20 protein-coding genes are annotated in these 19,945 nt (G+C 34.1%); 16 read left to right on the top strand and 4 right to left on the bottom strand.

From position 1 onward, the window contains the following. Positions 1–6 precede the first annotated feature (6 nt). From IJI93_RS07150 to IJI93_RS07105, 10 genes are all read left to right on the top strand, one after another. Complete coding sequence (locus tag IJI93_RS07150) at positions 7–852, top strand: pantoate kinase (RefSeq protein WP_292821638.1); 846 nt, start codon at positions 7–9, stop codon at positions 850–852. Continuing rightward, a complete protein-coding gene (locus tag IJI93_RS07145) occupies positions 845–1,360 on the top strand; it encodes a class I SAM-dependent methyltransferase (RefSeq protein ID WP_292821636.1) in 516 nt (171 codons plus the stop codon). The genes IJI93_RS07150 and IJI93_RS07145 overlap by 8 nt, the downstream gene beginning before the upstream one ends. Positions 1,361–1,717: 357 nt before the next feature. Then, a complete protein-coding gene (locus tag IJI93_RS07140) occupies positions 1,718–2,512 on the top strand; it encodes a 2-amino-3,7-dideoxy-D-threo-hept-6-ulosonate synthase (protein ID WP_292821698.1) in 795 nt (264 codons plus the stop codon). Between the two features lie 9 nt (positions 2,513–2,521). After that, the gene (locus IJI93_RS07135) at positions 2,522–3,652 is read left to right on the top strand and encodes a 3-dehydroquinate synthase II (protein ID WP_292821634.1); all 1,131 of its coding nucleotides are present in this window, start codon (positions 2,522–2,524) and stop codon (positions 3,650–3,652) included. 9 nt (positions 3,653–3,661) lie between these two features. After that, complete coding sequence (gene thpR, locus IJI93_RS07130; RefSeq protein ID WP_292821632.1) at positions 3,662–4,219, top strand: RNA 2',3'-cyclic phosphodiesterase; 558 nt, start codon at positions 3,662–3,664, stop codon at positions 4,217–4,219. A 4-nt stretch (positions 4,220–4,223) separates the two neighbouring features. After that, positions 4,224–5,591 (top strand): CCA tRNA nucleotidyltransferase, encoded by a 1,368-nt coding sequence (cca, locus tag IJI93_RS07125; RefSeq protein WP_292821630.1) that lies wholly within the window; start codon positions 4,224–4,226, stop codon positions 5,589–5,591. A gap of 3 nt (positions 5,592–5,594) precedes the next feature. After that, complete coding sequence (locus IJI93_RS07120) at positions 5,595–6,962, top strand: MATE family efflux transporter (protein WP_292821629.1); 1,368 nt, start codon at positions 5,595–5,597, stop codon at positions 6,960–6,962. 62 nt (positions 6,963–7,024) lie between these two features. Then, on the top strand, positions 7,025–7,576 hold the full coding sequence (locus IJI93_RS07115) for a DUF2284 domain-containing protein (RefSeq protein ID WP_292821627.1): 552 nt from the start codon (positions 7,025–7,027) through the stop codon (positions 7,574–7,576). 8 nt (positions 7,577–7,584) lie between these two features. After that, entirely contained in the window at positions 7,585–8,274 is a 690-nt protein-coding gene (gene npdG, locus IJI93_RS07110; RefSeq protein ID WP_292821625.1) for an NADPH-dependent F420 reductase, read from the top strand. A gap of 11 nt (positions 8,275–8,285) precedes the next feature. After that, positions 8,286–8,774 carry a hypothetical protein gene (locus IJI93_RS07105; RefSeq protein WP_292821624.1) on the top strand — a complete coding sequence of 163 codons (489 nt, stop codon included), beginning with the start codon at positions 8,286–8,288 and terminating at the stop codon, positions 8,772–8,774. A 243-nt stretch (positions 8,775–9,017) separates the two neighbouring features. On the opposite strand, the gene IJI93_RS07100 is transcribed toward IJI93_RS07105, so the two are convergent. Then, the gene (locus tag IJI93_RS07100) at positions 9,018–9,191 is read right to left on the bottom strand and encodes a hypothetical protein (RefSeq protein ID WP_292821623.1); all 174 of its coding nucleotides are present in this window, start codon (positions 9,189–9,191) and stop codon (positions 9,018–9,020) included. 166 nt (positions 9,192–9,357) lie between these two features. Here IJI93_RS07100 and IJI93_RS07095 point away from each other — a divergent pair, with 166 nt between their 5' ends. Further along, a complete protein-coding gene (locus tag IJI93_RS07095; RefSeq protein ID WP_292821622.1) occupies positions 9,358–13,017 on the top strand; it encodes a C1 family peptidase in 3,660 nt (1,219 codons plus the stop codon). 57 nt (positions 13,018–13,074) lie between these two features. On the opposite strand, the gene IJI93_RS07090 is transcribed toward IJI93_RS07095, so the two are convergent. Continuing rightward, positions 13,075–13,707, bottom strand: coding sequence for a CatA-like O-acetyltransferase (locus IJI93_RS07090; protein ID WP_292821621.1), 633 nt, complete (start codon positions 13,705–13,707; stop codon positions 13,075–13,077). An 89-nt stretch (positions 13,708–13,796) separates the two neighbouring features. Here IJI93_RS07090 and IJI93_RS07085 point away from each other — a divergent pair, with 89 nt between their 5' ends. Then, the gene (locus IJI93_RS07085; protein WP_292821620.1) at positions 13,797–15,128 is read left to right on the top strand and encodes an FAD-dependent oxidoreductase; all 1,332 of its coding nucleotides are present in this window, start codon (positions 13,797–13,799) and stop codon (positions 15,126–15,128) included. A 23-nt stretch (positions 15,129–15,151) separates the two neighbouring features. After that, positions 15,152–16,129 carry an Mrp/NBP35 family ATP-binding protein gene (locus IJI93_RS07080; protein WP_292821618.1) on the top strand — a complete coding sequence of 326 codons (978 nt, stop codon included), beginning with the start codon at positions 15,152–15,154 and terminating at the stop codon, positions 16,127–16,129. On the opposite strand, the gene IJI93_RS07075 is transcribed toward IJI93_RS07080, so the two are convergent. Both IJI93_RS07075 and msrA read right to left on the bottom strand, forming a co-directional pair. After that, a complete protein-coding gene (locus IJI93_RS07075; RefSeq protein WP_292821616.1) occupies positions 16,122–16,517 on the bottom strand; it encodes a hypothetical protein in 396 nt (131 codons plus the stop codon). The genes IJI93_RS07080 and IJI93_RS07075 overlap by 8 nt on opposite strands. Before the next feature lie 5 nt (positions 16,518–16,522). Beyond that, entirely contained in the window at positions 16,523–17,419 is an 897-nt protein-coding gene (gene msrA / locus IJI93_RS07070) for a peptide-methionine (S)-S-oxide reductase MsrA (protein ID WP_292821615.1), read from the bottom strand. A 115-nt stretch (positions 17,420–17,534) separates the two neighbouring features. Between msrA and IJI93_RS07065 the strand changes: the two genes are divergently transcribed. From IJI93_RS07065 to IJI93_RS07055, 3 genes are all read left to right on the top strand, one after another. Continuing rightward, entirely contained in the window at positions 17,535–17,729 is a 195-nt protein-coding gene (locus IJI93_RS07065) for a hypothetical protein (RefSeq protein WP_292821614.1), read from the top strand. Beyond that, a complete protein-coding gene (locus IJI93_RS07060; RefSeq protein WP_292821612.1) occupies positions 17,730–18,011 on the top strand; it encodes a hypothetical protein in 282 nt (93 codons plus the stop codon). Between the two features lie 167 nt (positions 18,012–18,178). Then, a complete protein-coding gene (locus IJI93_RS07055; protein WP_292821610.1) occupies positions 18,179–19,906 on the top strand; it encodes an MATE family efflux transporter in 1,728 nt (575 codons plus the stop codon). The last annotated feature ends 39 nt before the right edge of the window (positions 19,907–19,945 follow it).

Here is a 19,945-nt window from a genome sequence, read left to right as displayed (position 1 = left end):
ATTACTATGAGTAATTCGGTTTTTGTTCCAGGCCATGTTACCGGTTTTTTCAATATTGAAAACCATGAAATCAGTTTAAAAAATGGGTCATGTGGCGCTGGTTTTCTTCTTTCTAAGGGTGTTAAAACGACAATATCTACCGCAGATAAACTAACCATTGAGGTTAATCAGGGTGATGATACTGTAATCAATGAAGTTTTGGACATTTTGGAAGTGGATGCTGATTTTAAAATCACTCAGGACATTTCCCTTCCGATTGGTGCCGGTTTTGGAACTTCGGCTGCATCTGCATTAAGCTTATCTTTGGCCATCAATGAATTTCTAGATCTTGGATATTCAAAGGAGTTATGCGGACAAATTGCCCATAGGGCGGAAATCAATTTGGGATCTGGTCTTGGCGATGTAATTGCACAAACAGGCAGAGGTTTGGTCTTAAGGACTCATCCGGGAGCTCCGGGGATTGGTGAGATCAAATCATTTGAACATGATGTTTATATTGCTTATAAGACATTTGGTGAAATTGAAACGTCGGACATTATTAATGACAATCATTTCAAAAGGGTAATTTCCGACGCGGGCTTGAAATATCTTGAGTTATTTCAAAGAGAACCGACATTAGAGAATTTTTTATCTTTTTCAAATAGATTTTCACATGACGTAAATTTGATGTCTGGGGAGGTTGAAGATCTAATTGATTATTTTAATTCTTCGAGTAATATTTTAGGTAGTTCCATGGCAATGCTTGGAAATACCGCATTTGCATTTGCATATGATGAAGAAGCATTCAAAAAGTTAGACATTAAAGACTTGCATATAGATAAACTTAACAACATTGGTATCGTTTATGATTAAACTTAGCTATGATATTGAAAATTATCGCAGAGATTTAATGGATTTGGTAAATTCACAGGATACAGTTATAGAGCTGGGGTGTCATGTTGGAGGTACAACCAAACTGCTTCCTAAAGGATGTGACATAATAGCCCTTGATAATTCTCCTGAAGCGGTTGATGAAATGGTTAAATTGGATTATGTGAAGTTCATTTCTGGTGATGTGCGTTTGCATGAGGTTTTGGCCGAAACATTTGAAATTATTCAATCCTGTGACGTGCTTGCAATTGATTTGGGTGGTGGATATCATCCTGATACTGTTTTTAAGGTGTTCTACATTTGGTCTTCCACATTTAAACCTAAACACACTGTAATTCGAAATCGTGGTCTTTTGGAATTTTTCAATTCAGCTAGTGGCAGCGGGGAAGAGATAATCTGTGAAGAGGGGTATCTTGAAACTTACCATGATTCTGGAATTCCTCCTTTAATCAAGGAATTTGACTTGTGGACTCCATCACTTAAAAAATAATTGCATTAAAGCTATTGTTTATTATTCGATTTTAATAAAAAGTAATTTGAACACATTAATAATTTATTTATATTTTATTTTAGGTTTAAACTTTAAAATGATTTCATTAAATTATTTTTTTAATCAAAACATGGATTTAAAATGATTTATATAATATTTTTAAAAAAATCAAGTATTATTCTTTAAATAAATATGTTTTGATATTAATTATAATAAATTGTTTATTTTTTAATATGAACTTTTAATTATTTTAAGATTTTTAATTTATGTTTTTTAAATATTTGTCCATTTTTGTACAATTAATATTATATACCTTGATTAAGAAAAATATAATTCATAAGTTTTAATGAGGTTAATATAATGATAGGTAAAAGGATTCGTTTAGAAAGAATCATTAACAGAAATACCGGTAGAACCGTTATTGCACCGATGGACCATGGTGTATCAAGCGGCCCTATTCCGGGAATTATTGATATGGATGAAACTGTTGAAGAGATTTCCCAAGGTGGAGCAGATGCTATTCTTATGCATAAGGGTATTGTAAAACAAGGTCACCGTGGTTACGGTGATGACATAGGTTTGATTGTTCACTTGTCAGCAAGTACTTCTCTTGCACCGGACCCAAATGATAAAGTGACTGTAACAAGCGTTGAAAAAGCAATTCAGCTTGGTGCAGATGCAGTATCTATTCATGTAAACCTTGGAAGCGAAACCGAAAGTCAAATGTTGCAGGAATTGGGAGCAATAGCTGAAACCTGTGACTACTGGGGAATGCCTCTTTTAGCAATGATGTACCCAAGAGGCCAAAAGGTGGAAAACGAACATGATGTGGAATTTGTTAAACATGCAGCACGTGTCGGATCAGAACTTGGTGTGGATATTGTAAAAACCAATTATACCGGAGACCCAGATTCATTTAGAGAAGTTGTGGAAGGAGCTATTGTACCTGTCGTAATTGCAGGCGGCCCTAAAGTAGATACTGATGAAGACCTGTTGAACATGGTTAAGGATTCACTTGAAGTCGGCGGTGCTGGAGTTGCATTTGGACGTAATTTGTTCCAGGCTGAAAATCCGGGAAAAATTACAAGGGCAATTGCTGAAGTCGTTCACCATGACTTGGAAGTGGAAGAAGCAATGAAATTCTTGAAATAGGGTGATTTGATGCAGAATAAATTCGCTTGGATAAGCACTCCTGATGAATTGTGGGAAGATAAAAAGGAAATGATAACCACCGCATTGGAATCAGGTATTGACCATGTTCTGGATTTAGACGATATAGAACAAATCAGAAAACTTGGTAATGTAAAGATTATTGCAAATAGTGATGATGCTGACATATATCTTGTAGGAATAAACGGTGAAGGGGATGGATTTCTAGACCTGAAAGATGACTTCACTGATTCAGTAGATATTGCAAATGCAAAAAAGGCTAAAAGCGAAGGAAAAACTGTTTGTGCATATATTAAAATTACTGATAAAGCTCATGAACAATTAGCAGTAAAATTAGGTTCTATTGTAGATTATATTATCCTTGTTGGAACAGATTGGACAATCATTCCACTTGAAAACATCATTGCTGATTTGCAAAAAGAAGATGTTGGCATTATTGCAGCTGTCAAAGACCTTGACGGTGCACGTGTTGCGCTTGAAACCTTGGAACATGGTACTGATGGAATCATATTTGAAGCCAATAACTTTAACAACACTAAAAAAATAGCTGAAGAAGTTGTAAAAGCATCACAAGTGAAATATGAATTAAAAGTAGCAACAGTTACTAACGTTAAACCATTGGGTTCAGGAGACAGGGTATGCGTTGATACGACAGACATGATGAGTCCTGGTGAAGGTATGCTCATTGGTTCATATTCAAAATCAATGTTTTTAGTACATTCAGAATCACTTGAAAGCGAATATGTGGCATCCCGTCCATTCAGGGTAAATGCAGGTCCTGTTCAAGCATATGTGATGGTTCCTGGCAATAAAACAAGATATCTGTCAGAACTTGTTGCAGGAGATGAAGTACTGATTGTAAATACTAAAGGTGAGACAAGAACTGCATATGTCGGTAGAAGTAAAATTGAAAGAAGGCCATTGATTTTAATCGAAGCGGAATATGAAGGTCAAACCATACGCACTTTACTTCAAAATGCAGAAACCATTAGAATAGTCGATGAAAACGATGAACCTTTATCAGTAGCTGACGTGAAAGCAGGTGACAGGGTAAAAGTATACATTGAATCAAATGCCCGCCACTTTGGAATAGCTATTGATGAAACAATTATCGAACAGTGAGGAGATTAAATGCCTGAAATCAGAGCTTTTCTTGCAATTGATATTGATGATGATTTAAAACCTAAAATAAATAAAGTCATCAAGGAATTTAAACAGATTGACGCAAATATAAGATATGTTGATTTGGCCAATCTCCACTTGACCTTAAAGTTTTTTGGAGATATTGACATTGAGGGAATTGATTTGCTTAGCAAAAAAATATCTGAGGTCGTATCCCAATTCGATTCTTTCAAAATCAAAATTAAGGGTTGCGGTGCTTTTCCAAACAGCAATCACATCAAGGTCATTTGGATTGGCCTTGAAGAGGAAGGCACATTAAAGGATTTGCATGATAAATTGGATGTTGAATTCAAAAAATTAGGATTTGAGGCAGATAAGAAATTCTCATCACACTTAACAATTGGACGTATGAAATCAGCAAAGAATAAAAATAAGGTTAAAGCTGCAATTGAAGAGTTTGGTGATGTTGAAATTGGTGAGATGGAAGTGGATAAAATCATTCTTAAAAAATCTACATTAAAACCATCCGGACCAATATATGATGACATTAACATATTTGAATTGTGATTATATGGACTATAAAGCTATTTTGAATGATATCAAACCTACTACAGAAGAGAAGGAAAAAATCAATGAAGTTTCATCCAGATTAATTAATTTTTTAAACGAGACTTGTATTGAAGAGGGTATTGATGCACATATGGCTTTAGTTGGTTCAGTTGCTAAAAATACAGCACTTAAAGGCAAATTCGATATTGACATTTTTATGGCTTTCCCGCTTGATACCGATAAAAAATATCTGAAGGAAAAAGGATTATATCTGGCCCATAAGTGCAGTGACGAGTTTGATGGTAAAGCTTCACATCATTTTGCATCACACCCATATGTTACAAGCATCATTGATGGATATGAAGTTGATATGGTTCCATGCTATGAAATAGAAGATGGAAGTCAGCTAAAATCAGCGGTGGACAGGACAATCCTGCACACCCGCTATGTCAAGGCCAATTTATCTGAGGGTCAGGAAGATGAAGTCTTGCTTTTAAAGAAGTTCATGCAAATGACAGGAACATATGGCTCCGAATTTAAGGTCGGAGGATTTGCGGGATATTTATGCGAACTGCTCATAATTCATTATGGCAGCTTTGAAGAAACCTTGAAAGCAGCAACAAAATGGAATTTCGGATACAGTATTGATTTGGAAAATTACGGTACTTCAAAGCTATTTAATGATCCGTTAATAGTTATAGACCCAACAGATATGAATAGGAATGTTGGTGCGGCATTAAGGCTAGATAAAATGGGTGAATTCATCCAATCAGCAAGAAATTACCTATCATCCGACAATAAAAAAGATTATTTTTACCCATTGAAGCGATCATTAAATAAAGAGGAACTAATTAACGAATTTGATAAACGAAATGGGGATATAATAATCATTCGTTTTGATATTCCGGATATTCCACTAGATACCCTTCATCCGCAACTTAGAAAAACAACAGAAGCTCTTGAAAGAAAGTTGAACGATGAGGAATTCAATGTTTTTAAAGCGGACTATTGGAGTGATGAAGAATCTGATGCAGTGATTTTACTTGAAATGGCTTCATCAAAATTAAATGACATTAAAATTAATGTGGGGCCAAAGGTATTTATTAATCAGGCCTGTGAGAATTTTGCAAATAAATATGGTCGTGAAAACATATATGTTCAAGGGGACTTTTTAGTTCACACGCAAAAAAGGGAATTTGCCTATGCATGTGATCTGATAAAGCATATCTTTACACAGGAGCATATTGGATTAATAAAAGTTGGAAAAAACCTCAAAAAGAACATAATTGATACTCATGAATTCATAGCTATCGATAAACTGGCCGTTGATAATGATTATTTGGAATTTTTAGATGACTTTTTAAATCCAGGGCAACATTTGGTAAGGTGAGTTATGGGGGAAAACAAGACAGAAGATATTGACCTTATTGTAAACCACCCAAAAAAAGCAATTAATAAGTTGGCTTTGCCTATCATCATAAGCTACATATTTATGATGCTTAATAATATCATTGATGGTATTTGGGTATCAGGACTGGGTCCAAACCCTCTTGCGGCTGTCGGATTTGTAACACCAGTATTTTTGGCGCTTGTCGGTTTTGCAAATGGTTTGGGTGCAGGTGCAAACAGCCTGATTGCAAGATATATCGGTGCTGAAGAATATGAAAATGCCGGAAACAGTGCAATTCATTCCATTGTACTTAGTATTGTCGTTACAGTCATCTCAACTATTCTGATATTGCTCATTTTAAAACAGTTATTAGTAATAATGGGTGCCGGTGAAGTGCTTTCAGAAACATTGATGTATGGTAACATTGTAATCGGAGGAATATTTTCCGTTTTCTTGCCGGCAATGATGGCGGCTATTTTCAGAGCGCAGGGTGAGGTGAAGCGTGCATCTTATCCTTTGATGTTAACAGCTTTCATAAACATAATTTTGGATCCGATTTTCATTTACGTTCTCGGTTGGGGAGTGGGAGGAGCTGCATTTGCAACAGTTCTTGCAGGAGCTCTTGCGGCATCTCCAATGGTTTATTGGATGTTCATTAAAAAGGATAGCTTTTTGAAAATCAAGATGAGTGAATATAAAAGAGATTTACAGATTTATAAGGATATACTTGTAGTCGGAATTCCTGCAAGTTTGGAACAGTTTATCATTTCCTTCGTATCCATATTGTTCAATTATTGGATTACAATTTTAGGCGGAACCCTTGCCGTTGCTGCATATACAGCGACCTGGAGATTGGTTTCAATTGGAATGTCTCCTATTATTGGTGTTGGTGTTGCAGCCCTTACGGTGGGTGGTGCGGCTTATGGAGCACGTAATCTTGTAAACTTAAAAACAGCTCTAAATTATGGTGTTAAATTAGGTTTGGTTTCATCAATTGTCATTTCCTCATTTTTCTTTATTTTTGCAGGTCCGTTATCATTCATATTTACATATTCAGCTGACAGCTCCGTTTTGGCTTCGAATATTGTCGAAGCGCTACGGATATTATGCTTCTTTATATTGCTGATGCCTTTTGGGGTTCTTGCAGGAAATATTTTCCAGGCCATGGGAAAGGGAACTATGGCTTTATCTTTAACAATATTGAGGTCATTTATAATGGAAGTGTTGTTTGGAGGATTGTTTGCATTTGTCTTAGGTTTTGGTCTTGTTGGCCTTTATTCCGGTCTTGTTTGTGGAATGGCAACCGGTTCTGTAATCGGATATGTATATATCAATTACTATTTGAACAAACATAGGGATTATTTTAAATAATTTAAAATTTTTTTTAAAATAATTAGAAATATTTATAATAATCTTTTTATAAATAATAAATTATGTCAGAGATTAAAAAACTCTCAATTGATGTTGACGTTGAAGAATACTATAAAAATTATGTTGATTTTGAAGAGGTTTCAAAACTTTGCATTGAAGAGCAGGAAATGTTGGGGTATAACTGGAATTATCCTCCATTTGAATTCGATGTTGACGAAGTATGGAATTCATATAATAAACTCAAGATTATTGCTTTTAAAATTGACTTTTCTGAAGAGGAATTGGCTCATACATTTGAAGATAAAGAATTGGAGTTCATTTTAAAAAGATTTGAGCGCATGAAAGTCAAATTTATGAATGATATTTATGCTCTTGAAAATGAGGATTCAATAGGTTTGTATTTGGGAAAATGTAACCTGTGCATGAGATGTACAAGGCAATTCGGCATGCCATGCAAAATGCCGTTCAAGATGAGATATTCTCTTGAGTCTTTAGGAGCATATGTTGATAAGACAATTGAAGATCTTTTTGGTCATAAAATCCTTTATGCAAAAGATGGAAAACTGCCTGAATATTTGATATTCGTCGGCGGTTTGCTCTATGATAAAAAATAGGTGATAAAATGATTGTAAGTGTAATCGGTGGAACAGGTCCGCAGGGATTAGGTATCGCTGAAAGATTAGCTATCGCAGGTGTTGAAGTCATTGTCGGATCTAGAAAAGAAGAAAAAGCATTAGATGTAGTTGCAAAAGCTAAAGAAGAATTAGCAGATTACGACTTATCTAATATGAAGGGTATGGCAAATGAGGATGCAGCAAAAGAAGGAGACCTCTTAATCCTCACAGTACCACTAGCAGCACAGAAACCAACACTTGAAGGAATCAAAGAATTCTGTACAGACAAAATCGTTTTAGATGCAACTGTACCATTGGAAACAGCTATCGGTGGAAAGCCATTCAGATTCGTTGACCTCATGGAAGGATCAGCAGCAGAAAGAACAGCAGCAATATTGGAAGGAACCGGCGCAAAGGTAATCTGCGCATTCTGTAACATCTCAAACTCACACCTTGCAAACATTCCAGAAGAAATCGACTGTGACTGTTTGATTGCAGGTGATGACAAGGAAGCCAAAGAAATCGCTGCAGAAATCATCGACAAAATACCTGGAATAAAAACAATAGATACAGGAATTCTTGAAAAAGCAAGAATCATCGAAAAAATCACACCACTATTAATCGGATTGAACATCAAATACAAATCCCATTACGGTGGATTGAGAATCACTGGTATTCCAGCACTTGACAAAGATTAAATTTAGATAATATGGATTCATTTAAAGAACTGATTGGTAAAAATATCAATGAAATGGATTTAGATGAATCCTCTGATTTTATTTTAGTGCCATTAGGCTATTTTACAAAACGTTGCGGTAGAAAATACCCATCATCAAAGTTCAAACTAGCAGATTTGGATTATTTTAATCTGATTTCATTTTCCGAGTTGTTTAAAAAGGAAATTCTTTTTATAATCTGGTTTGATGAAAATGGGATAATAACGGATTTGGAAATTTATTACCTGAGCAATGATTTTGACATTCTCTTTAAGGATTATTACTATATCAAAAAGGCCATTGACAATGGTGAAGCCCACAGATTGAGGGAAGGTGATACAAAGTATCTCGGAGCTTCAAGACTATCTGAAATGGTCAGCCAACCAAATAGTGGCAAATTGGCCAATAAGCGTGAACTTGTTTTAAAGAAAAAATATTTGCAAAAGATAATTAATGAAATCAGCTATTGCAGAGAATATTAACTTTTTTTAAATAAATAAAAATTAATAAGTATTTAATTACTTATTAACATTAATCTAATTCATTAATTATTGTCCCTTTTGTTTCAGGGAATACCCAAATCCAAACAAACTGTAAGTTGCAAATGCAAGGCGCCTTCCAAGCTTTTCGCCAACAAAACCGAAGCTTATATAACCTATAAAATCCCCACTTTTATTGTAATTATTCCGAATGTGGTGCTGATTAATGCAAGACCACGCTCCTGTTCAAGATATGTCGGAAGCCAGGAATATGTATTCTGCATTGATATTCAAGCTGCTTTGAAGTTGTGATATTAGAAATGTAAATAGAACCAAATCATAGAAATCAAATACCCCGCCTGCCCCGCTCAAAGCAAAAATCCTATAGTGATTTTTATCTAGTTTTGTTTGTTCGTTCATTAACATTGCACTTACGCCCAATTGAATTTTAATTAGAAATAATAAGATTATATTTAAACTATCTGTTTTTTTCCAAAAGCCTGTTAAATAAAAAGTATGTATATAGAATTGTATACTTTTGAAATCATTATATATTATCAAGATTAATGTTTAATATAGTGATAATATGAAATTTAAGTTAATTTTAATAGTTTTTTTAATATTAGCTATTTTATCTATTGGAGCGGTTAGCGCATCTGATACGATTTCTGAAGATAGTGTTCTTGATGCGGATAACTGCACTTTAGAAATAGGGGAGAAAAATGTTTATTTAACTGATGATGCGGGTTCTTTCACGGATTTGATGAACGATATTCGTAATTCTGGTGATGTTTTTGAAGTTGAAAGGGATTACATATTCGATGATGAAACCGATGAAGAAAATTCAGTTGTTATTTCAAAGAATAATTTTGTTATCAATGGTAACGGTTATACAATTGATGGAAATAACCAATCTGGAATTTTTACAATTTCTGGAAATAACGTGACTATAAATGACCTTATTTTTGTAAATGCTAACTCTGGAGTAGGTAGTGCTTTAAACATTATGGCCGGCAGTGAAGTAACAACAAACAATGTGACTTTTGAGAACAATACTGCAAGGTATGGTATAGTTTTTTCAAGGGGGTATTATTTTAGTAATGATGATAAATTCTTGGATTCAACAACAACTGATATGGGAGTCATATCCCTGTACAATTCCAATGCAATCATCAATAATGCATTGATGATGAGCTCAAAAGAGTTGTCTTGGGGATTTATTTATGACTATCAAAATTCTTCCATATATGTTTTCAACTCAACATTTGCAAATACTACTTCAAAGTATTCCACTGCAGTTTACAGTGGTAAAACAGCAAGAATTGAAAATTCCAAATTCATTAACTTGCATGCTGTTTTTAGTGCAGGGGCTATCGCAGTAAAAAAGGCAGATGAATGTTTTATTGATAATTGTATTTTTATAAACGTCACTTCCGAGAAAAATGGTGGGGTAATACTTGTAGATATAAATGATCCGGATTATAATAAAACAGTGTTGATTAATAATTCTCTGTTTGTTGATTCCTATTCTGAATTTGGTGGAGCCATAATGCAATATGGCAGTCGTCTTTTTGTGGATAACTGTAATTTCACAAATAACTCAGCATTATTTGACGGGGGCGCAATTTATTCTTCTTATGCTACACTTCAACTTATGAATTCAGTATTTGATGAAAATTGGGTACAGTATGACGGCACTGATAGAAGCACTTATGGCGGTACAATATTTTGTGATATGGGTGGCTTTAATTTTATAAATTCCACATTAACCAATAGCTATGCTAAAATCGGCGGTGCAATCTACCTATATGATTCAAATTATTATGTTGTAAACAGTTTTTTTAACAATAATTTCAATGCAAATGAAAGTTATGATGATATTTTCTCTGAATTTGATATGGGTTATGCTTTTTTAAAAAATAACGTCTATAGTGGCATTGGTTCTGTCAGTTTGAATAATACAAACTATGAAACAATAATCAATGCTACAGGAATGGAATTGAGTTTAATCAACAATACAATTGATGTGACTTCACTTCCTTCAAAATTTGACTTGCGTGACTGGGGATGGGTCTCTCCTGTCGCAGATCAAGGCTATATGGGTTCATGTTGGGCATTTGGAACTACTGGGGCCATAGAATCTGCTGTATTGAGATATTTGGGACTTGAAATAGATATTTCTGAAAATAACATGCAGGACCTTTCATTACAGTATTCCAAATATGGATCAACAAGAATGGTAGAAGGAGGACCCGTTTTGGCAGGAGCTGCATATGCTTTAAGCTGGTTTGGTGTGTTTTCATCTGATTATGATGATTATGACCAACTTGGAAAAACTTCACCGATTATTGTCGCGGAAGACAGTATTCATTTTCAAGATGTGGTTTTAATACCTATTCGTAAAAATGTAACTGACAATATTCCTTTAAAAGAAGCACTTTTAAAATACGGTGCTTTAGCTGTTACATATTATGCTGCTCAAGAAACTCCTTATTTAAATGAGAAAACTTCATCACAATATTGCAATAAAAATTTATCTCTAGATCATGCTGTTACATTAGTTGGCTGGGACGATTCATATTCTGCAAAAAACTTTTTAATCACACCTCCTGGTGATGGAGCATGGATAATTAAAAACAGTTGGGGTGAAAGTTCTGGAGACGAGGGTTATTATTATATCTCATATTATGACCAGACTTTTTCAACTGAATTGGTTTCTCTTGGATTTATACTTGAGAATACTGTTGATTACAATAAAAATTATCAATATGACATTGGCGGTTATCTTGAGTTTAATGATTCTGTAAAGGAATATGCAAACATATTTGTAGCCGTTGAAGATGATTATATTGCAGGTGTTGGAACTTACTTCGATGATTCTGATGTGGAATATTGTGTTGAAATTTATGTCAATGATGTTTTAAAACTCAATCAGAGTGGTGTTTCCCCATTTTTCGGATTCCATACAATTCAATTGGATTCATACATTCCTATTATGGAAGGGGATATATTTGCCGTTAAAATTAAATCAAATTCAGTTCCAACTATGATAGGTTCAAGACAACATTATATAAAAGGATTCTCACAATATGTTGTTGATGGCAAATGGGTTAATGCATCTGATAAAGATAAAGTTTGTTCTATAAAGGTTTATACAGTTGATGAGGCGCCTGAAAAACAAGACACTTATCTCATAGCTGCCTATTACAATGCAAATGGCATGCTGGTAGCTACTTTAACTGATGAAGAGGGTGATGTAATTGCCGATGCCGATGTTGTGTTCGATGTTGGTGATGAGAGTTTCATAGCCGAAACTAATTTTGCAGGTCAGGCTAAACTTTCAACAAAAGACTTTGCTCCGGGTAACTACACTGCAATTGCTTCTTATGAAGGTAATTATAACTATGGTGCATCAGATGCAAGTATTGATTTTACAGTTAAAGCGGATACTAACATCTCAGCGGTTTATGATGATAATGAATTGATTGCCACATTGACCAATGATTTTACTGGTCAGCCTATTAAGGGAGCTAATATAAGATTTACCCTCAATGGCCAAAAATACACAGTAAAAACTAATGCCAGCGGTCAAGCCAAAATATCCATTTCCAATTTGACTCCAGGAACATACACTGTCATTGTCTCTTACAATGGTAATGCAAAGTATAATCCATATTCCCTAAGTTCAGAAGTTGTCATAAATAAAATATCTACATGCATTTACTCATATTATGACGATGAAACCAATGAACTAGTCGCTACTTTAATCAACGCTGAAACAGGTAATGCTATTAAAGGAGCTACTGTTGTAATCAATTTCCAGGGTGTAAAGACTGCTTTGAAAACTGATAAACTGGGACAAGTTAAGTTATCACTCAATGATACAGATTTAAAAACTTTTTCTGCGGCTTTCTCCTATGGTGGAAACAACAAATATCTCAAATCAACCGCAAAACTAAATGTGGTGGAAAATAAGATATCAACTTGCCTTTTCACAGTATATAAGAAACAAACTGAAGAATTGGTGTCTACCTTAATCAACGCTGAAACAGGTAACGCTATCAAAGGTGCAAACATCGCCTTTAATTTAAATGGTGAAAAAACTGTTGTAAAAACAAATAAGGAAGGCCAAGCTATAATTTCAGTTGCAGATTTGGATTCAAGTCAATATTCTGTCGGCAGTTCATATGCTGGAAACAGCAAATATGCTGGATCAAGCGTATCGATAAACATTATTAAAGATTAATCTTTAAAAGGAGATATTTTAAATCTCCTTACTTTTTTTTATTTTAAGATAGGGATTCTAGTCAAATATTTCATTTTCAAACTCTTTTTGGAGATTTTGATAAAATATTCCAAGTTCTCGACCATTGACAAAGATGTGATTGACAGTTATGGCCACACTCATTTCATAATCATCATTCACTTTGCCCCAGGTTATTAAAGGCTGAATCTGATTATGACTAACGATACAGGTGGTCAAAGTGTCAAAATCCACCCACGGAATGCATGAAAAGTTAGCAATGTTTTCAAAGTCTCTTAAATGCATCTCCAGATTAAAAGCTTCAGATTCATCACGTAATATCTTGGATGAAAGGTCCTTAACATAGTCATGCCATTTGAAAATATCGCTGAAGTTTTGTGGAGTTTCAACACGCATTTCACGGTAAATGTCATTATTTTCATCCATTATGGGGCATGTTCCTTCCAGATAGTCAAATTCAATAGCTTTATCATTGATGATTCTTCTTTTAAGCTGAGGAACACTGTTTACAGCATTCATTAAACAACCTAAGCTCATCACGAAAAAGGATTTGTCATTTTCATGAGTAAAATCCCATAATTTCTTAACGTTAACTCTTGCAGACATCGAGTATCTTGATGTTAAAATATCAATAAACGGATTTTCATCTAAATTAAATTCAATTTCTCTCATTTTTTAACCTAATCTTGTTAAATAGTTAGTTTTTTATATGTATTCAATAATAAATATTATTGTTATAAATCATAGATGGTTTTGTTATAATGAAAGTAGTAATAGTAGGTGGTGGAGCTGGAGGTATCTCTACAGCTTCCAATATTCGTAAACTTGATAAAGAAATAGAAATTACAGTTCTCACAAGAGATAATAAGGTAGCATACTCTCCATGCGCTATTCCTTATGTATTATCTGGTACAATTGAATCTTTTGATGATATCATAATGAGAACTCCTGAAGATTATAAGAATAAGGGCATTGATGTAATCACAGAAGCAGAAGTAACTGCAGTAGATTCAACTAAAAAAACAGTAACCTATGAAAAAGAAGGTAAAGAAGTTGTCATGGATTATGATAAATTGGTATTGGCTACTGGAGGCAACCCATTTGTCCCTCCTATGGAAGGAGTTGATTTGGATGGAGTATATAGAATACGCAATATCGATGATGGTATCAAGGTTCAGGAAGCTATGAAAGAGGCTAAAAGCGCTATTGTAACTGGTGCCGGTTTGATAGGTATTGAAATTGCATTTGCTCTTAAAAAACAAGGTTTGAATGTAATTTTAAGTGAAATGTTGCCTCAAATTGTCCCAAGATCTTTAGATAAGGATATGTCAGATATATTGGTTCAATATCTCGAACAGGAAGGCATACAGGTTGTCTTAGGAAAACCAATCACTAAATTAATTGGTGATGGAAAAGTGGAAAGGGCATGCTTTGGTGATGAGGACATTTATGACGCTGATATGGTAATCATGGCAACTGGTGTAAGGGCAGAGTTGGATTTGGCTAGAATGGCAGGCTGTGAAATTGGAAGATGGGCTATTCTTGTAAATGACAGAATGGAAACTTCAGTAGAAGATGTGTATGCTGTTGGAGATTGTGTAGAATCAAAAGATTTGATTTTAGGTTCTAATACTATTTCACAATTGGGTACTACTGCTGTAAGGGAATCAAAAACTTTAGCCCGTACAATCTGCGGTAAAAAATCTAAATTTAACCCAGTTTTAAATTCAATGGTTTCAAAAGTTGGCAAATTGGAATTTGGTGCTGTTGGATACACTACCGGTTTTGCTCAACAGAATAGAATCAGACCAGTTGTGCAGAAAGTTCAAGCGCTTACAAGAGCTCGCTACTATCCTAATGCAAAACCAATGGATATTAAGGTTATTTGTGATGGAAATGGAACTATCATTGGCTGTCAAATTATTGCTGAAGAAAGGGTTGCTGAAAGAATTGATACAATGACTCTGGCTATTACAGAAGGTTTAACCTGCTTTGATTTAAGCAATATGGAATTTGCATATGCTCCGCCAGTTTCAATGGTTACAGACCCATTAATCCTTGCTGTTGAAGAGGTAAGTAAAAAGTTTAACTAATTAATAATTTTGGAGATGATAAAATGCCGGAACATGGACACGGACATCACGGTCACGGAGGTCAGATGACTCCCGAACAACAAAGAGAAATGATTGCACAAGAGTTAAGATTAGCTAAAAATTTAGGCAAAATTAAGCATAAGATAGTCGTCATGAGTGGAAAAGGAGGAGTTGGAAAATCTACTGTAGCGGCTAATATTGCCGAAACCTTGCAAAGCTTAGGCTTGAAGACTGGTATTTTGGATGCTGATATTCATGGACCTAACATACCTAAAATGTTGGGCATAGAGTTATATGGCGAAGCATTCAGCAACCATCAGTTTGAAGTGTTTAAAGAAATTACCGAAGCGGGTTTAGCTAAGGAAACATTTGCAAATGATGAAGAAAAAGCGGAATATATCAAGGCAAAACAGGAAGAATACAAATACTCCATGTTTCCTGTAGAGTTGCCTAGCGGTCTAAAAGTAATGTCAATGGCTTTCCTTTTGGAAAGTATTGATACTCCTATCATTTGGAGAGGACCTCAAAAAACAGGAGCTATCAAGCAATTGATTTCTGATGTTAATTGGGGTGAACTTGATTATCTGATTATTGATAACCCGCCTGGAACCGGTGACGAACCATTAACAGTATTGCAAACCATTCCTGATGCAGATGCTGTGATTATGGTAACAACTCCTAATGTCGTATCTCAAGAGGACGTTTTAAAATGCGTTAAGATGGTTGGCATGATGAATATTAAGAAAATAGGCCTTATTGAAAATATGGCTTATTATATGTGTCCTCATTGTGGAGAAAAACTTCATATATTCGGTAAAGGTAATGGAGAAGCTTTTGCTGAAGAAATGGAAATTGAATATTTAGGCGATTTGCCTATTGAAGAGCAAGTTTCTGAATCTCCAAACAAGGATGCTGTCATATCAGTACTCAATCCTGATGATGAGGTTTCAAAAAGATTCAAAGAAATAGTTTTGGAAATTCAGGAAAAGTTTGCTAAATAAGAGTAATGTTGATGATATAACTTACTCTTGCAATATTAACCAAGTATCCTAAGAAATTAGGATCTTCTTTTAATTTTTTAAAGTAATCCAGTTTTTCAATAATATACTCCTTATTTTCATCCATTACATTCAATGAGAAATACTGCATTCCGTTTTCATACTCCAAAGCATCAGTAAAGATGGGAACGATATATTTGCCATCATTGCCATATGGGATTCTTACGGGTTCATTGTCTTCAATGGATATTATGAACTCTTTATCGGAGATATATTCTTTTATTTCGTTTTCAGTTCTTTCAATAGCTTCCTGATTTTGATTTTCGCTATGCATATAAATCATATTTATATGATTTTTAAGCTCAGGATGTTTTACTTCTTCTAATTTCATCATATCTAACTTTTGTTTTTGTTGTTAATATATTCTTCAATTTCATCTTTTGGAATAAATTTCAATGCGGCAGAGTTTATGCAATACCTTTTAGTTCCGCCGGGTCCGTCATTGAATACATGACCCAAATGGGAATTGGCTTTGGCGCTTCTTACTTCAACCCTTGTTGAGCCGTATGAAAAATCTCTGTTTAATGTTATTGCATCTTCAGATATCGGTTTTGAAAATGCTGGCCACCCGCATCCGGAGTCGAATTTGTCCTGTGAAGAGAACAGAACTTCACCATTTACAACATCCACATACACACCATCTTCAAAAAAGTCATCATATTTTCCACTAAAAGGTGGTTCTGTCATAGCAAGCTGTGTTATTTCATACTCTTGTTTGGTCAAGTGGTCGAATTCTTCACAGTTTATTAAATTTAAATCAACATGACAATAGCCCTGCGGATTTCTTTCCAAGTATTTTTGATGATAGGCTTCCGCCGGATAAAAGCAATGAATGGGTCCTACTTCAACAACAATTTTTTTCTCATTTTCATATTGCTTTTTTGCAAAAAACTTTAAAACACATTCCTTTTGACTGTCTTCCTGCCAATACACTCCAGTCCTGTACTGTGATCCGATATCATTGCCTTGACGGTTTAGTGTAAATGGGTCAATAATTCTGTAATAATTATCTAAAATTTCCTTTAAACTGATAATTTCTGGATTATAGGTTACTTTAACACATTCTGCATGCCCGGTTTTACCAGTGCATACCTTTTCATAACTTGGAGCCAAATCATGACCATTGGCATACCCTACTTCAGTTTGGTTAACTCCTTTCAGCCTTGAGACGAATGCCTCAACACCCCAAAAGCATCCTCCTGCCAGGTAAATGACTTGCTGTTTAGTGAACATGATTAATAATTCTTTTTTATTATTATTTAAATTTTTTAAATAGTTTGGAAAACGAATTTCCATCATAAACCTTTTTTATAATGAAAAATATATTTTATATAGGAGGAATTAGTCAATGTTTTACAGTACCATTATGAAAATCGATTCTATCGATAGGCTAAGAGATATTAGGGATGCATTGCTTGTTGAACAAGGTATAAATCCTACTCGTCAAGGAGAACAAGCTATTAAAGTGGTTGTTGAGAGAATTGATGAAATTCAAGCTACTTTAGATAAATCCGCTACAAAAAATAGAAATAGAAACAGATAAGTGATTTTTGTGATAAGGCGTGTTACAAGTAGCAGGCGATTACTTAGAAAAAGGATGTATAATGCACCGCACACTCGCCATAAAAATGCTACATATTACCGTGAAAATAAAAATTTGATTAAATCTCATCAAAAGGAGTTTAAGGATTCACATGCTCCTGTTATAAGACGTAAAAGAAGACCTAAACGTGAAGTGATGTCCGGGTTTAAAATGTCTTACAGATACAAATACTATTCTGATGATGTTGTTGATGATGAGGAAATTGATGAAGAAGAGTGCTAATCGATTTCCAATTTTTTTCTATTAACGTATAATAATTCTAATTTTTAGTCGCTTTTTTTTTAAAATTTAATCTTTTCATATTTAAATAATATTTTTATATTCTCAAGTCAAATATAGTTTTGAAGTATGTTTTTAATCAAGAAAAAAATGCGAGACTGAAGAAAATAATGGTATATGAGAGAAATTTTAAGCTATTGAATAAGAACTTCAAAAAATTGTTTTTTCCAACATTGATGGCATCAATTGCAGGCAATTTTGCAATTATTGTAGATGCATTTTTCATTAGCCTTTTTATGGGACCCATATATTTGTCTGTTGTTCAAAGCATGCAACCTTTGTTGTCTTTTGAAAATGTAATCTATTGGATGATGGGAATAGGCGGCAGTATTTTATGTACAGGTGCAAAAACGGATTTTGATGATGACAAGGCAAATGCAATATTTACGATTTCAATTGTAACTACGCTAATCGCCATTTTATGTCTGACATTGTTCTGTTATGTTTTTCCAGATTTCATAATTGGGTCGTTATCAGGTTCAAATCTCTTGAAACCTCTTATCAGTCAATATTATTACATGGTCATTCCTGGATTTTTATTCATGTCATATATGGCATGTTTATCTTATTTCGTTAAAACAGATGGTTTTATTAAACTACAATTCAATGCTTTTTTAATTTGCAATCTCCTAAATATGATCCTTGATGTAGTATTTATGAAGTTTTTAAACTTGGGAATTTCAGGTGCGGGACTTGCACTCACTTTAGGTTCAGTTGCATCGGCAATTTATATCACCATATATTTCTTCAATCCTCAAAGGTCATTAAAATTTATTAAAGTAAAATTTTCACAGCTAACAGGCTATTTGGCAGGTATTTGTAAAGCGGGATTCTCAATTTCTTCAATACCTTTGTATATAGCGTTAAAATTTTTATTTTTGAATGCATTGATAAGCATATATTTGGCAGAACTTGGTCTTTCAGCATTGAACATGTGTCAGAACACTTTATTTTTGGTGGAAATATTCATTCTAGGCACTTCTCAGGCACTTTTGCCTATTGTAACGGTTTATTATAATGAAGAGGATTATAATGGTGTAAAGTATGTTGTCGGTAAGTCCCTAAAGATAGTTCTTGCATTCGGAATATTCTTCACGTTGCTGTTTTTAATTTTCCCGCAAACAGTATTGTTCATATTCAATGTAACCAATCCAAATTATATTCCTACGGTGTTGAATGTTATTAGAATATTTTCTTTAAGTATTTTAGGATTCAGCATAAATTACATGTATTTATTCTATGCCCAGTCCGTGGAGTTTAATAAATTGGCGAATTTAATCATACTTCTTGAAGGATTTATTCTTCCTGTGATTTTAGCATATGTATTGTCAGGCCTCTTTGGCGTGAACGGCTTTTGGATTTCATTCGCAGCGGCTGAAATATTGACATTATTGTTCATTTTCATATATTCCAAATATGTTGCCCGAAAGACAGAGGGCGAATATTCTGGATTCTTCCTGAATAGACGTTATGATGATAATGAGCGCAGGTTTGAATTTACAATTGAGGGAAGTAAAGAGGATGCCATTAACTTATCAGGGGAGGTTAAAAAGTTTTTATCTGATTCCAGATTTGCCTATAATGTAAGTTCGGCTATTGAGGATATTGTATTTTATATTATTGATGCAAACGAAAAGGTGGATTTCATTGATATAATAATTCGTGAAAAAGATGATTCTATAAGAATTTCAATTAAAAATTCTGGAATTAGCTACAATCCAAAGGAGAATATTGATTTAGACTCTGGATATATTTCAAAATTAAATGAAATAGCCGATGATATAGAGTTTTCTCAAATTTTAGGTTTAAACAATACTGTAATTACAATTAAAAATTAAAAAGAAAATAAATTAATATTATTTCATTCTTAAATATTT

Source organism: Methanobrevibacter sp., from assembly GCF_017431965.1.
Lineage (GTDB): Archaea > Methanobacteriota > Methanobacteria > Methanobacteriales > Methanobacteriaceae > Methanocatella.
Note: the sequence above shows the minus strand (reverse complement) of the source record. Positions and strands in the feature narration are given on the sequence as shown.